We start from the raw sequence: 14,357 nt of genomic DNA on the forward strand, positions 1-14,357 counted from the left end.
ATGAGATGAACCTCCCCCCTCCATCCTCAGGCAATGCCAAAACGCTTGGTGCCACGCCGGAGGCTGAAGGCACCAATTTTGCGCTGTTTTCCGCGCACGCGACCGGCGTTGACCTCTGCTTGTTTTCACCAGACGGCAATGATGAGATCGCGCGCGTCCCGCTCCCGGAACATACTGACGGTGTGTGGCACGGCTTTTTCCCCGGCATTGAAGCGGGCCAACTATACGGTTACCGCGTACACGGCCCCTATGAGCCTGAAGAGGGCCAGCGTTTTAACGCGCACAAGCTGCTCATTGACCCGTACGCAAAAGCGCTTCATGGCGGGTTTCAGCTCAATGATGCGCTCTATGGTTTCGACCCTAAATCAAAAAAGAAAGACCTCAGCTTCTCCAAAGTCGATAGCGCGCCCTTCATGCCGAAATGTGTCGTCTATCAACCGGATTATGCGTGGGGCAAAGACGGTGCGCCCCGCGTGCCCGCCCGCGACACTATCATCTATGAGGCCCATGTGCGCGGCATCAGCAAACGGCATTCCGGCATCAATGCCAAGAAGCGCGGCACCTTTGATGCCCTTGCTGACGCAAAGATGATTGATCATTTGGTCGACCTTGGCGTCACGTCCATCGAACTGTTGCCCGTGCAAGCCTTTTTCCCGGAACCGCGCCTCTCTGAGATGGGCCTGACGAACTATTGGGGCTATAACCCGGCGGCCTATTTTGTGCCGGAAGCTTCCTACATGGGCCCGAGCGGCAAACAGTCGTTCCAGAAGATGGTCAAAGCGCTGCACGCCGCGGGGATCGAGGTGATCCTTGATGTGGTCTATAACCATACCGCAGAAAGTTGGGAGCTTGGCCCCACGCTGTCGTGGCGCGGGATTGACAATCAAAGCTATTACCGCCTCAAAGAAGACAATCCGCGCTTTTATGTGAATGACACCGGCTGCGGCAACACGCTCAATGTCTCGCACCCACGGGTTCTACAGATGGTGATGGATTCCCTGCGCTACTGGGTCACCGAGATGCATGTGGACGGTTTCCGTTTTGACCTCGCGACCACAGTTGCCCGCACGCGGGAGGGCTTCGCCCCTGATGGCGCGTTCCTGAGCGCGATGCTGCAGGACCCTGTGCTCTCGCGCGTGAAACTGATTGCCGAACCTTGGGATATTGGCCCGGGCGGCTACCAGCTTGGCCAGTTCCCTGCAGGCTGGCAGGAATGGAATGACCGCTTCCGCGACCGCACCCGTGCGTTCTGGCGGGGGGATAGCGGCGCGCGGGCGGAGCTCGCGAGCCCCCTTCTGGGTAGCGCTGAGTATTTCGACCATTCAGGCAGGCGTGCTGATGCGTCGGTGAATTTTATCACCAGCCATGACGGTTTCACCCTCCGCGATGTGGTCAGCTATAACGATAAACATAACGAGGCCAACGGTGAACAGAACCGCGACGGCCATGGCCATAATATCAGCGACAATTGCGGTGCCGAGGGCCCAACGGACGACGAGGCTATTCTGGCCCGGCGCGCCCGGCGCAGCCGCAACCTCCTCGCCACCCTGATGCTGGCGCAAGGCACCCCCATGCTGCTCGCGGGCGATGAGATTGGCCATAGCCAGGGCGGCAACAACAATGCCTACTGTCAGGACAATGAAACCACATGGCTCAACTGGAACGAGGCAGACGAAGCACTCCGCGCATTTACCGCACAGCTTGTGCGCATCCGGCGCGCGAACCCGCTGCTCAGCCAAGCCAAGTTCCTTCACGGCGAAGAAGTCGATGGCGGACCCCAGCGCACAGTGGTCTGGCTGAATGGAAACGGCGAAGAGATGACTTCCGCAGATTGGGACGATGCGTCCGCCCGCACGCTTATCGCACAACTGTCAGACAGCGCATCTTCGCTCATCATCATCCAGCACGCAGGCGACAATGTGTTTGACTTCCCCTTGCCTGAAGGCACCGCTTGGAAGCGCATCCTTGATACCAGCCGCTCTGGCGATGAGTTTGCTGACGAACCTACAAGTGCCAGTGTTGCCGTTGCCGCAGAAAGCACCGTCGTGCTTGTGTCAACTGCCGGGGGTGCGGCATGATCCTGAACCCTGACCTTTTGCACCGCCTCTCTGAAGCCTATGGCATTTACCATGGCTATCATGAGCTTTCGGGCCACTATGTGAAAGCGAGCGATGAGACAAAAATCGCCCAGCTTCAAGCCCTCGGCCTCAACATGCAGGACGATGCCGCACTTGAAAATGCGCTCACAGCAGTCGCAGAACGGCAGGCTCGGCTGCTTCCCGCCACCATGGTTATTCGCCAGAACGACAGTATGCGCCTGCCGCTCCAGAACGCCGCGCATGCTGCCGGACACTGGACCGTGGAACTCGCGGACGGACCGGGTAGAGATGGTGAACTTCCAGCTGGTGCTGACGCAATTAAAATGGATGGCCCGGCCCTGCCGCTTGGGTACCACCAGCTAAGAATTGATAGCGAGGGCAGTAGCGAAACCTGCCACCTGATTATTGCACCTGAACGCTGCATCACGCTTGAAGATGCCACTGGCTGCAGCCAGACGTGGGGTATCACCGTCCCGCTCTATGGCCTGCGCTCAATCCGCAACTGGGGCATTGGCGACTTTGAAGACCTCGCGCGCATGGCAGAACATGCGGCTGGTGAAGGCGCTGACTTCATCGGCTTCAATCCGGTGCATGCCCTGTTCCCGGCAGCGAGCCATATGTATAGCCCCTATTCGCCATCAAGCCGCGAGTTCCTCAACATCATGCACATCGCGCCTGACATGCTGGAGGAGTTTACCACAACACCTGAAGGCAAGAAGGCACTGAAAGGCCTGAAGGCGGCAAAGGACTACAAGGCAGCACGTGACGCCAAGCTTTTGGATTACACTGCCGTTTATGCCCTCAAGACCAAAGCCTTCGAGGCAGCCTTCGCGCTTTTCGAAACACACGCAACCCCTGACCGCACGGCCGCGTTCGAGGCCTTTTGCCACCAGAAGGGCAACTCGCTCACCCGCCACGCCACCTTTGAGGTGATCTTCGAGGCTGAGTTCGCGAAAGACCCGACAGTCACCGCGTGGCAGGACTGGCCGGAGGAGTTGAGGTCACCAGACAGCAGCACGGTCACGGAAATTGTCGCCCAAAACCCGGCGCGCATTCGCTACTACAAGTTCCTGCAATGGGTCGCCCACGCGCAGCTCGATGCTGCACAGAACCGGGCACGTGCTGCTGGCATGCGCATCGGGCTTTACCTTGACCTCGCCGTTGGCATGGTGCCAGGCGGGGCCGAGGCCTGGGGCGAACCCGCAAGCGTGGTGCACGGCATGAGCCTAGGCGCGCCCGGCGACGCCGCTAACCCGGACGGGCAGAAATGGAACCTCGCACCCCTTGACCCCATCGCACTTCGGGAAGACGGTTTCCGCGTTTTTCGGCGCACGCTATCCGAGGTTATGCGCCCGGCGGGCATCGTACGCATTGACCATATCCTTGGCCTGAACCGCGCCTTCTGGTGCGCGCTTGAAAACGGCACGGCGGGCAATTATGTCACCTACCCACGGGAAGAAATGCTAGGCATCATTGCGCTTGAAAGTGTGCGGCACGGCTGCGTGGTGGTCGGCGAAGACCTTGGCACGGTACCTGAGGGCTTCCGGGAACGCCTCGCTGACTGGGGCCTTATGGGATGCGCGATCCTTTATTTTGAGCGCGAGGGCGACAGCTTCACGCCACCCGCCCACTATGGCGAGGACAAATTCGCGTCCCTCAACAACCATGACTTCCCCACCCTCAAAGGCTTCTGGGAAGGGGAAGACTTCCGCTGGCGCGAAGAGCTGGGTATTGGCGCTAGCCGCCTGCACGATGACCGGAATGCCCGCCTGCATGACCGCTGGCTGATGCTGCGCCGCCTTGAGGATGAGGGCCTGCTGCCCGAGGGCGTTTCGCCTTACGCGGCCCCTGCTGAACTGTCGGACGATCTTGCGGTTGCAATCCACAGCCTACTCGCGCGCGTAAAATCATCAGTGGTTGCAGTGCAGGTGGAGGACCTCCTTGGCCTGAAGGACCAGCCCAATGTTCCGGGTACGACTACGGAAGAGCCTAATTGGCGCCGCAAATTGCCTGTAGACATCGAAAAGCTGTTTGATCAAACACTTAGCAGACGTATTCTTGAAGCTGTTCGCAGCGCAAGACCGCGATAGAGCGGCGAGTACAGAGGGAACATGATGACGATACGAGAGATTGCAACGACACCGTTTCCCGGCCAGAAACCCGGCACATCGGGCCTGCGCAAGAAGGTGCGCCAGTTCAAGGAACCGCATTATCTGGAAAATTTTGTCCAGTGCATCTTTGATGGTGTTGGCGACATGGAAGGTGCCACATTGGTGCTGGGCGGCGACGGCCGCTACTACAACCGTGAAGCCGTTCAGATCATTCTGAAAATGGCCGCAGCCAATGGTGTCACCAAAATGGTGGTTGGGCAAAATGGTATCCTCAGCACGCCAGCAGCATCGTGCCTCATTCGCAAACTTGAAGCCAAAGGCGGCATCATCCTGAGCGCGAGCCATAACCCCGGCGGCCCGAACTATGACTTCGGCATCAAATATAACGCCGATAACGGCGGCCCGGCGCCAGAGACAATCACCGATGCGATTTATGCCCTGACACAGAAAATCAGCCAGTACCGCATCCTCGACGCCACTGACATTGACCTGAGCGAAATTGGCGAGGTCAGCCTTGGTGGCATGCGCGTTGAAATTGTCGACCCCGTGCGCGAATACCGCCGCCTGATGAAAGAGCTGTTCGATTTCAAGAAAATCAAAAAGCTGTTCAAGGACGGTTTCCGCCTGCGTTTTGACGCCATGCACGCCGTAACCGGCCCCTATTCGACAGATATCCTTGAGCGCAAACTGGGCGCACCCAAAGGCACAGTCATCAACGCCGAGCCGCTTGAGGACTTTGGCGGCCACCACCCGGACCCGAACCCTGTACACGCGCGCGAACTGTTTGACATCATGTTCAGTGACGACGCACCGGATATGGGCGCTGCGTCCGACGGTGACGGCGACCGCAACATCATCCTGGGCCGCGGCATGTATGTAGCGCCGAGCGACAGTCTCGCAGTCCTCGCCGCCAACGCGCACCTCGCGCCCGGCTATAAGGACGGCCTTGCCGGCGTTGCGCGGTCCATGCCAACGAGTGGCGCCGTGGACCGCGTGGCGGCGGAAGTGGGCATGCCCTGCTTCGAGACCCCCACGGGCTGGAAATACTTCGGCAACCTCTTGGATGCCGGTAAAGTCAGCCTCTGCGGTGAAGAAAGCGCGGGCACCGGCTCAGACCACGTGCGCGAGAAAGACGGCCTTTGGGCTGTGCTGATGTGGCTGAATATTCTGGCAGAGCGACAGGAAAGCATTGCGGAGATCATGCGCGCGCACTGGCGCACCTATGGCCGCAACTTCTATTCCCGCCATGACTATGAAGCCGTCGACAGCGATGCCGCGAACAAGCTGATGGATGACCTGCGCGCCAAGCTGCCAACCCTCACGGGGCAAACTTTTGAGGGCGAAACCGTCACGTCAGCGGATGATTTTTCATACACCGACCCGGTGGATGGATCGGTCACATCGAAACAAGGTATTCGTATCCAGTTTGAGAGCGGCGCACGGCTGGTTTACCGCCTCTCGGGCACTGGCACCGAAGGCGCGACCTTGCGGGTTTACCTCGAACGCTATGAAGCGAACCCGGCGAACCACGAGCTTGAAACGCAGGTCGCGCTCCAGAGCATCATCACCATCGCTGACCAACTTGCCGAAATCGGCAAACGCACCGGCAGGGTGGAGCCTGATGTGATTTCCTGACCCGGAAACGCTTGACCAATCCGCAACCTCCTGCAAGCCTGCTGCCATTATTTGTCAGCAGGCTTCTTGTAGGGTGGCGATATGAGACGCGCAGACCGACTATTCCAGATCGTGAGTTACCTGCAGGGGCGGCGAATGGCCATCACCGCGCAGGATATTGCTGACGAATTTGATATCAGCGTCCGGACTGTCTACCGCGACATTCAGGACCTGATCACCACCGGCGTGCCCATTTCGGGCGAGGCCGGTGTGGGCTATATCCTCGACAAAAGCTATTACCTGCCACCCATGAGCCTCGATATGGATGAGCTTGAAGCCCTGATGCTGGGGGCCGCCATGGTCTCAAGCTGGACCGACGGCGCCATGGGCGCATCGGCCAAAAGCCTGATCCTAAAGATCAAGAATGTGCTCAGTGCCGAAGACCGGGAAGCTTTCTCAGGCACCGCACTTTTTGCGCCGCCATCGCGCGCCAAACTGCCATGGACAATCGACTTTTCGTTCCTGCGCCACGCGGTCAGGCAGAAACACAAACTGGCCCTCGACTATGCTGACGAGGAAGGTCGTGCAACGCTTCGCGTCGTTCGGCCGCTGTCGCTCGTTTTTATCGGACCGGTCTGGATGATGCTGGCGTGGTGCGAAATGCGGAAGGACTTCCGGCACTTTCGGCTGGACCGTATGCGCCGCGCCACACCAACCGGCGATGTGTTCATCGACACGCCGGAAACCAGTCTCAAATGTTATCTTGACCGCATGAACTATTGCGACGGCCTCAAGGACTAACCAACCGCATACTCGCGCTCCAGAAAACGCTCAAGGCTCGACAGGCAGCCATTCCAGCCCTGATCATGGCTCGCCCGCACCTCGTCCGATGGAAAGCGGGTCTGTGTCAGGGTCATTTCCGTCCGGTTTGGTGACAGCTCGCGGAAATCGAGCTGCACAAGGCTGCCCTCGATGATGTGCGAACTCCAGGTAAAGGTAATGCGGGTGTAGCGATTGATCTCGACATATTCGCCGCTCATGGTGTAATCGCCGGTTTGCAGGTGCATGGTCAGGCTATAGCTGCCGCCGACCGTAAAGCTGTTGCGGACCGTGCTGTCCTTCACCGGAGTCTGGCTGGCAAAAAACCAGCGGGCCATGACGGACGGTTTGGCCCATGCGTCGAAAAGCTGGCGCTTGCTGCACGGCATTACCTTTTTGATAACAAGCGGTTCCATCTCACACTCCCCCTGCTTCCTTGATATAGCTCTCAAGTTCGTCCAGCCGCCCGGCCCAGAATTTGGCGTGCCGCGCAATATAGCCTGCGACCGTACGCCAGACATCGAAATTCATATGGCAGATGACCTCGCGGCCGCGCCGGGCTTTGAACACCAGCCCTGCCGCCTCAAGCACCGCGATGTTTTTCGACGCAGCGCTCATACGCCAGTTGCCAAGTGCTGCAAGTTCACCGATGGAGCGTGGGCCGGCGGCAAGCTCCGCAAGCATCGCCCGCCGCCTGCGATCCGCCAACGCCATGAACACCTGGTCGAGTTGATCATCATTTTCCATATTTGGAAAATATACCTAAACAATATCAAATTGAACTGATATTTATTATTTAAATTCAATATATTAGCTATTTTCAATTTTTGTTCGTTTTATGTTTCGACCGCATATCTCGCCGCTAGACTGAAGGCAGTTTTCGCAACGAGAGAAAGGAACCAAACGATGGCGAATATCTGTCACACTTTCAGCACCAACGCCCCGCGTGAAAAAATCATGGCGGCGCTCACAACCCTTGAAGGCCTTCAGGGCTGGTGGACCGAAACCACCACAGGCAACCCTGCCAAGGGCGGTACACTGACCTTCCGGTTCGGTGACAATGGTGGCTTCGATATGGTGGTGAAAGAAAGCAGCGACGGCTTTGTTCTCTGGGAAGTCACGGAAGGGCCCGAAGACTGGGTAGGCACCCAACTTGAATTCAAGGTTGTTGACGACAATGGCCAAAACCGGCTGATGTTCCGCCATATTGGCTGGGCAGAAGAAGAAGGTTTTTTCCACCACTGCTCCACCAAATGGGCAACCTTTGTGCTCAGCATGCGGGACCTTGTGGAAAGCGGGAAAGGCCGCCCCTTCCCTAATGACCTGAAAATCGAAGCCTCAGGCATGTAAACAAAAAAGCCCGGCATCTGCCGGGCTTTTCCTTTGCGTTTCGTCTGATGGATCAGGACGTGATCGTTTCGCTCACTTCCCAGGTCTGGCCACCATACATGATGTCCTTGAGCGTGGTTTTGCCCTTGCGATCCGCAACCTGTCCCAGCACCGCCTCGGTATAGCTGTGGTCCGCTTGACGGGCATAAAGCACACCCATCGCAACCGGCTCACCGGGGTTCGCTCCAAGCTCGCCCAGCATCTGGGCCAAGCGGCGGTTGGTCTCGTCATGTACCATTACGTCATCTTCGGTGACGCCATTCTCGCCCACGGTCACCACCTCAAGTGCGAACTTTTCGGGACAGAAACGGATGCCCTTATTGCCCTCTGCACCGAACAACATCTTCTCGCCATGCTCCAGCAGCAGTTGGCGGTCAGCCGCCACACTCTTGTCGGTGATGCCCTGCCATGCCTCGTCGTTATAGACGATGCAGTTCTGCAAGATCTCGACAAAGGACGCTCCTTTGAACGCATGGGCACGTTTGAACACGCCCGGCATATGCTTCTGCGCCGTATCAACCGTGCGGGCGATGAAGTGAGCACCGGACCCAAGCGCATAGCTGATCGGGTTGAGGGCCGGGTCAACCGAACCCTGTGGCGTGGACGGTGACCGTGTACCGAGGTCAGACGTCGGCGAATACTGGCCTTTGGTCAGCCCGTAAATCTTGTTGTTGAACAACAGGATATTCAAATCCACATCGCGCCTCAGCGCATGCATCAGGTGATTACCCCCGATCGACAGCCCGTCGCCGTCGCCGGTAATGACCCATACATCCAGTTCAGGGTTCGCGAGCTTCAAGCCCGTCGCCACCGCAGGCGCGCGACCGTGAATGGTGTGGAAGCCATATGTGTTCATATAATAGGGGAAACGGCTTGAACAGCCGATGCCCGATACAAACACCGTATTCTCGCGCGTGACACCCATTTCCGGCAAGGTACGCTGCATGCACTTCAGGATCGCATAGTCACCGCAACCCGGGCACCAACGCACTTCCTGGTCGCTGGTGAAATCCTTGATCGTCAGCGGTGTTTTCGGGGTGCTCAGTTCATTCATCTTCGCTCTCCCTTAATTCGCCGCTTCAGCGCGGATGACATCCAGAAGTTCCTGGATCTTGAACGGCTGGCCAGACACTTTGTTCACCGGTTTCGCATCAATGAGGAAACGGTCGCGGATCACGGTTTTAAGCTGGCCGTTGTTCATCTCGGGCACGATCACCTTGGCGTAGTTCTTGAGAAGCATGCCAAGGTTTGCCGGGAACGGATGCAGGTAGCGAATGTGGATGTGGGAAACGTTCAGCCCCTCAGCACGCGCGGCTTTCACCGCCTCCGAAATAGGGCCATAGGTCGAGCCCCAGCCAACAACCGCAAGCGTTCCACTCTCCTCACCCTGATCGACGGTCTGCAGCGGAATATCGTTCGCGATGCCGTCAATCTTGCCTGCGCGTGTGTCCGTCATCTTCTGGTGGTTGGCCGGATCATAGGAGATATGACCACTATCAAAGCTTTTCTCGATGCCGCCAATGCGGTGTTCGGTGCCCGACACGCCGGGCTTCGGCCAGTGGCGTGCGAGCGTCTGCTCGTCCCGTTTGAACGGGTTGAACTCGCTCTCATCCTCCGGCGCTTCCGCAAACTTCACCGGGAAAGGCGTCAGCGCGTTAAGGTCCGGCAGTTTCCACGGCTCGGCGGCGTTCGCGATAAAGCCGTCCGTCAGCAGCATCACTGGCGTCATATATTTGATCGCAATCCGGCAAGCCTCAATCGCGGCCTCAAAACAGTCGCCGGGGCTACGCGTCGCGATCACAGGCAGGGGCGCGTCACCGTTCCGGCCATAAATGGCTTGGTAAAGGTCGGACTGCTCGGTCTTTGTCGGCAGCCCAGTCGAGGGCCCGCCGCGCTGGCTGTTGATCACGACGACCGGTAGCTCGGTCGAGATCGCAAGCCCCAGCGCCTCGCCCTTCAGCGCAATCCCCGGGCCGCTTGAACTGGTCACACCAAGTGCACCGCCATAGGACGCGCCAATCGCCGCGCAAATCGCCGCAATTTCGTCCTCGGCCTGGAAAGTAACAACCCCAAGCTCTTTCATGTTCGACAGCGTATGCAAAATTGGCGATGCCGGCGTGATCGGGTAGGACCCCAGTACAATCGGTAACCGCGCGAGCTCCCCACCGGCCACAATACCCCACGACAGCGCCTGACTACCAGTCACCGTCCGGTAAATCCCCGCCTCGCTATGCTTCGCGCCAATCTGGTAGCGTTTGAAATGCGCCGACAGCTCCGCCGTTTCCCCAAACGCGTGTCCGGCGTTGAGGGCGGCGATGTTGGCGCTCGCGATATTGGGCAGTTTGGAAAATTTTTTCTCGAGCCATGCGATCACCGGCTCCCGGTTGCGGGAGAACATCCAGAGCATGAGGCCAAGCGTCCACATGTTCTTGCAGCGCAGTGCTTCCTTGTTGCCGAGGCCAAATTCCTTTACGGCCTCGAGGGTTAGCTTGGAGACATCGAGCTCAACCACCTGAAAATCATCCAGCTCGCCGGTCGTCAGCGGGTCAGTCTCGTAGCCTGCCTTCTGGAGATTGCGTTTTGAAAATGCGCCGGTATCGACGACCAAAAGACCGCCACTGCGCAGGTTTTGCACATTGACCTTGAGCGCCGCAGGGTTCATGGCGACAAGCACATCCGGCCTGTCACCGACCGTCTTGATCGACTTGGCACCGAAGTTGATCTGGAACGCCGAGACCCCGAAGGTGGTGCCGGCAGGTGCGCGAATTTCTGCTGGAAAATCAGGGAAAGTGGCAAGATCGCTGCCGGAGAGCGCCGTTGACGTGGTGAACTGGCTGCCCGTGAGCTGCATGCCATCACCACTATCGCCCGCAAAGCGGACAACTGCCGATTCCAGAACCTGAATGTCAGAGGTCATTGGCCGTCCCTCCTTCTCTCTCAACAGGCAACTCCTAAGTTGGCCTGCTGTCAATGCCCTTGTTACCTATGTGCCTCTAATACTCTTCTTCCAACTCAAAAACGACGAACTTTTTCTATCAACTTGATATATTCAAGCTATTTTGGGAATTATTTTCCAATAATACCCAAAAGCGTGTGCGGAATGTGTGCTTAATCTGCGCGGGGTGTGCGCATGAGCACAAACTCCTCCGCACTTGAAGGATGCACCGCAACCGTTGCATCAAACTGCGCTTTTGTGAGACCGGCTTTCACCGCGATGCCAATTCCCTGGATAATCTCCGCCGCGTCGGCACCAATCATGTGTGCGCCGACAACGCGGTCACTCGCTTTATCGACAATCAGCTTGGCAAAAGCGCGTTCGTCCGAACCGCCAATGGTGTGTTTCATCGGCTTGAAGTCGGACGTATAGACCGTCACGTCGCCGTATTTTTCCTTCGCGTCAGCCTCAGACAGGCCCACCGTACCAATGGGCGGCTGCGAGAAAACGGCGGTCGGGATCGCGTCATGCTCGGCCGCCATGGGCGTGCCACCAAAGACCGTGAGCGCAAAGGCGTGGCCTTCCTTGATAGCAACGGGGGTGAGCGCCACCCGGTCCGTCACGTCGCCGACCGCATAAATGCTATCCACATTGGTTTTGCTGTATTTATCCACCTTGATGGCGCCGCCCTTGCCAAGCGCGACCCCCGAGCTTTCAAGCCCGAGACCCTTGGTGTTGGGTACGCGGCCCGTGGCATACATCACCGCGTCAGCGTCCATCGTGCTGCCGTCCGTGAGCGTGAGGCGCACGCCGCGCTCCAGCTTCTCGATTTTGGTGATGTTGGTGTCCGTGCGCACATCGATGCCCTTGCGGCGCATCTCGGTGTTCAGACGGTCACGCAGGTCATCATCAAAGCCGCGCAGGATCTGTTCACTGCGGTAGAGCAGGCTGACGTTTGATCCCATACCATGGAAGATGCCCGCAAATTCCACCGCGATATAGCCACCACCCACAACAACAATATGCTCGGGCTGTTCCTCAAGATGGAAGGCCTCATTGGAGGAAATCGCATGCTCGATACCCGGCACATCCGGCATATGCGGCCAGCCGCCGGTGGCGACAAGGATGGTTTTCGCCGTGATCTCGCGCTCGCCCACCCGCACGCTGTTGGGGCCGGTGACAGTCGCACGGCCATCAATGATCTCAACCCCCGCACCTTCGAGCGTTTTGATATAGAGCCCGTTCAGGCGGTCAATCTCCGCATCCTTGCGCGCGATGAAGGTTTTCCAGTCAAACGATGTTTCACCGACAGACCAGCCAAAGCCGCGCGCCAGTTCAAAATCTTCCGCGAAGTGGGAAGCATAGACCATCAGCTTTTTGGGCACACAGCCGCGGATCACGCAGGTGCCGCCAACGCGGTATTCCTCAGCCACCGCAACACGCGCACCAAGGCTTGAGGCAATCCGGCTCGCGCGCACCCCGCCGGAGCCCGCACCAATTACAAAAAGATCATAGTCAAACGTCATAAAAGCCTCCGGCTGCGTCATGGCCTGTTGATATCATGCATGTGCAATATGGGGGTGCCCACAAGCAATCCAAGCAGATGCGCCCATTTGGCGCATCACAATTATATGATGACGGCGCCCACTGCCCCATCAGCCTTCCTGTTCCGTCCCCACTGCCTCGTCTTCCGAATGGAAAGTCGATATAAAATAAACCTTACACTGATAGATAGCCTGGTCCGCAGCAAGCACTACACACGCCGTGAGATAACTGGCACCGATTTGCGCCCCCGGACGGCCCGGCCATGAGGCCACCACGAACCAAAAAAATATGATCAGCGGCAAAGCAAGCAAGAGCCATAGGTAAACGGAGATCTGCACCCGGCTGATGTCTCGCTTGCCGTGTCGCCGCAGCACCTCGGGCAATTTCATACCGGGAGGAAAATCTGGTTCCGTATGTTTTTCAAAATTCCGAAATACGCCGGAAAAAGGCGCAATAATTAGCAACAGGTAGGCCATGTAATAACTGGCCGCCATAACAGGCAGTAATGGGTAGTAATAATCGAGCAACAGCCATGGGCCGAACAGCAGCAACAGGATGCATCCATGCGCCACGATAGGCCGCCGCATGCGCCAACGCTCAAGATCGTTTCTCGGCAGATGCGTGTTCACTGACGACACTGAACTTTTATAGACATCCACCGGATTGGTCTGCAAACTCCAGCTCAGTTGTCGCTGAACATAGTCAAGCCCAATCGCTACGAAGAGATCCCACACAGGGGTGTTCCAGCCATGCCACTGCGCGGAAAAATAGGAAACCAAAAAACACAACGTCAGGATATTGCGCCGAACAAGCACAAGCAGGCCATATCCGCGCGGTTTCCACGCACCCGCGGCCACCCAATCCGGCACCGGGGTGCTTTGTGGCATGCCATCAATGCCGGTCATGCCGCACCGCCTGAACCGGTAGCCTGTTTTGTCGCATCCAACTCCGCCAGCACCCAGTCGAGGAAACAGGCGATCTCACCAGCATTATGGGAGCTGCTGCGGTGATGCAGGTAATATTGCCCCCACGGCAGCGAATAGCTGAACTGGCGAAGGGGGATAACCATCCCAGCTTCGATCATGCTACCGGCCACAAGGTCATGGCTGAGCGCGATGCCCTGCCCCCACGCAGCCGCCCGGAGCGTGAGGAGGGCCAGATTGAAATGGCGCACGTCCATGGTGGCGGGTGGGCGCACGCCTTGCTGCTGCATCCATAAGGTCCAGTCGCTGCCTTCTTCCGAACTATAGAGCGGATGGGCGAGCAATGAGGCAGGGTCATGCGCATCAAGCCGGGCGTATACCTTTGGCGAGCAGACAGGGAACCAGCGGTCATTCCTGATACGCTGCGAGACAAAACCTTCGGGCGCGGGCCAGGCGCCGATGAGGATGTCATAGTCTGCCGCATCAAAACTTTTGGCCATCAGGAAGGTGTCAAGGCGGGCATCGATATTGCCATGTTGTTCCGAGAAGCGGTGCAGGCGCGGCATCACCCATTCCGCCGCGATGGTGGTTTGCACCATGATCTTGAGCGTGGTGCGCGCCTTTCCGGTCAGATGGTCGGTCACGCTGCCCATACGGCGGAAACAGTCCCCCACCACGGAATAGAAAGTGTCACCGTCCTGCGTCAGCGTTACAGTCCGGCCACGCCGGGTCAGAAGCGCCTTGCCAAGGAAGTCTTCCAGCACGCGCACCTGATGGCTGACGGCGCTTTGCGTCACACACAGTTCATCCGCCGCGCGGCTAAAGCTGAGGTGCCGTGCTGTCGCTTCAAAAGCCTGCATGGCCTTGAGGGGTGGCAGTTTATCCATCACGCATTATCTGTGAATTAAATTCATACTAAAAT

The 14,357-nt window shown here is 57.9% G+C and carries 12 protein-coding genes; 5 read left to right on the top strand and 7 right to left on the bottom strand.

The window, feature by feature from the left end:
* Positions 1 to 5 precede the first annotated feature (5 nt).
* The 4 genes from glgX to B150_RS21870 all read left to right on the top strand — a co-directional run bounded on the left by glgX (position 6) and on the right by B150_RS21870 (position 6,625).
* Complete coding sequence (glgX, locus tag B150_RS0118330) at positions 6 to 2,078, top strand: glycogen debranching protein GlgX (RefSeq protein ID WP_020401413.1); 2,073 nt, start codon at positions 6 to 8, stop codon at positions 2,076 to 2,078.
* A complete protein-coding gene (gene malQ, locus B150_RS21865) occupies positions 2,075 to 4,189 on the top strand; it encodes a 4-alpha-glucanotransferase (RefSeq protein WP_020401414.1) in 2,115 nt (704 codons plus the stop codon). Before glgX ends, malQ begins: the two co-directional genes overlap by 4 nt.
* Before the next feature lie 24 nt (positions 4,190 to 4,213).
* Positions 4,214 to 5,845: an alpha-D-glucose phosphate-specific phosphoglucomutase gene (locus B150_RS0118340; protein WP_020401415.1), complete on the top strand. Its 1,632-nt coding sequence runs from the start codon at positions 4,214 to 4,216 to the stop codon at positions 5,843 to 5,845.
* A gap of 81 nt (positions 5,846 to 5,926) precedes the next feature.
* The gene (locus tag B150_RS21870; protein ID WP_025896670.1) at positions 5,927 to 6,625 is read left to right on the top strand and encodes a helix-turn-helix transcriptional regulator; all 699 of its coding nucleotides are present in this window, start codon (positions 5,927 to 5,929) and stop codon (positions 6,623 to 6,625) included.
* On the opposite strand, the gene B150_RS0118350 is transcribed toward B150_RS21870, so the two are convergent.
* Together B150_RS0118350 and B150_RS0118355 are read right to left on the bottom strand one after the other, a co-directional pair.
* Entirely contained in the window at positions 6,622 to 7,059 is a 438-nt protein-coding gene (locus tag B150_RS0118350) for an SRPBCC family protein (RefSeq protein WP_020401417.1), read from the bottom strand. The genes B150_RS21870 and B150_RS0118350 overlap by 4 nt on opposite strands.
* Position 7,060: 1 nt before the next feature.
* On the bottom strand, positions 7,061 to 7,390 hold the full coding sequence (locus B150_RS0118355) for an ArsR/SmtB family transcription factor (RefSeq protein ID WP_025896669.1): 330 nt from the start codon (positions 7,388 to 7,390) through the stop codon (positions 7,061 to 7,063).
* 159 nt (positions 7,391 to 7,549) lie between these two features.
* On the opposite strand from B150_RS0118355, the gene B150_RS0118360 reads away from it, so the two are divergent.
* Positions 7,550 to 7,993 (top strand): SRPBCC family protein, encoded by a 444-nt coding sequence (locus tag B150_RS0118360; protein WP_020401419.1) that lies wholly within the window; start codon positions 7,550 to 7,552, stop codon positions 7,991 to 7,993.
* A gap of 52 nt (positions 7,994 to 8,045) precedes the next feature.
* Here the strand turns inward: B150_RS0118360 and B150_RS0118365 are convergent, their stop codons facing one another.
* The 5 genes from B150_RS0118365 to B150_RS0118385 form a co-directional block, all read right to left on the bottom strand.
* Entirely contained in the window at positions 8,046 to 9,086 is a 1,041-nt protein-coding gene (locus tag B150_RS0118365; protein ID WP_020401420.1) for a 2-oxoacid:ferredoxin oxidoreductase subunit beta, read from the bottom strand.
* A gap of 12 nt (positions 9,087 to 9,098) precedes the next feature.
* Positions 9,099 to 10,949 carry a 2-oxoacid:acceptor oxidoreductase subunit alpha gene (locus B150_RS0118370; protein WP_020401421.1) on the bottom strand — a complete coding sequence of 617 codons (1,851 nt, stop codon included), beginning with the start codon at positions 10,947 to 10,949 and terminating at the stop codon, positions 9,099 to 9,101.
* 191 nt (positions 10,950 to 11,140) lie between these two features.
* On the bottom strand, positions 11,141 to 12,493 hold the full coding sequence (gene gor / locus B150_RS0118375) for a glutathione-disulfide reductase (protein WP_020401422.1): 1,353 nt from the start codon (positions 12,491 to 12,493) through the stop codon (positions 11,141 to 11,143).
* A gap of 129 nt (positions 12,494 to 12,622) precedes the next feature.
* Positions 12,623 to 13,417: a hypothetical protein gene (locus B150_RS0118380; RefSeq protein ID WP_020401423.1), complete on the bottom strand. Its 795-nt coding sequence runs from the start codon at positions 13,415 to 13,417 to the stop codon at positions 12,623 to 12,625.
* The gene (locus tag B150_RS0118385) at positions 13,414 to 14,322 is read right to left on the bottom strand and encodes a LysR substrate-binding domain-containing protein (RefSeq protein ID WP_020401424.1); all 909 of its coding nucleotides are present in this window, start codon (positions 14,320 to 14,322) and stop codon (positions 13,414 to 13,416) included. Before B150_RS0118385 ends, B150_RS0118380 begins: the two co-directional genes overlap by 4 nt.
* Positions 14,323 to 14,357: the final 35 nt, after the last annotated feature.

The sequence above is a fragment of the Kordiimonas gwangyangensis DSM 19435 = JCM 12864 genome, assembly GCF_000375545.1.
GTDB lineage: Bacteria > Pseudomonadota > Alphaproteobacteria > Sphingomonadales > Kordiimonadaceae > Kordiimonas > Kordiimonas gwangyangensis.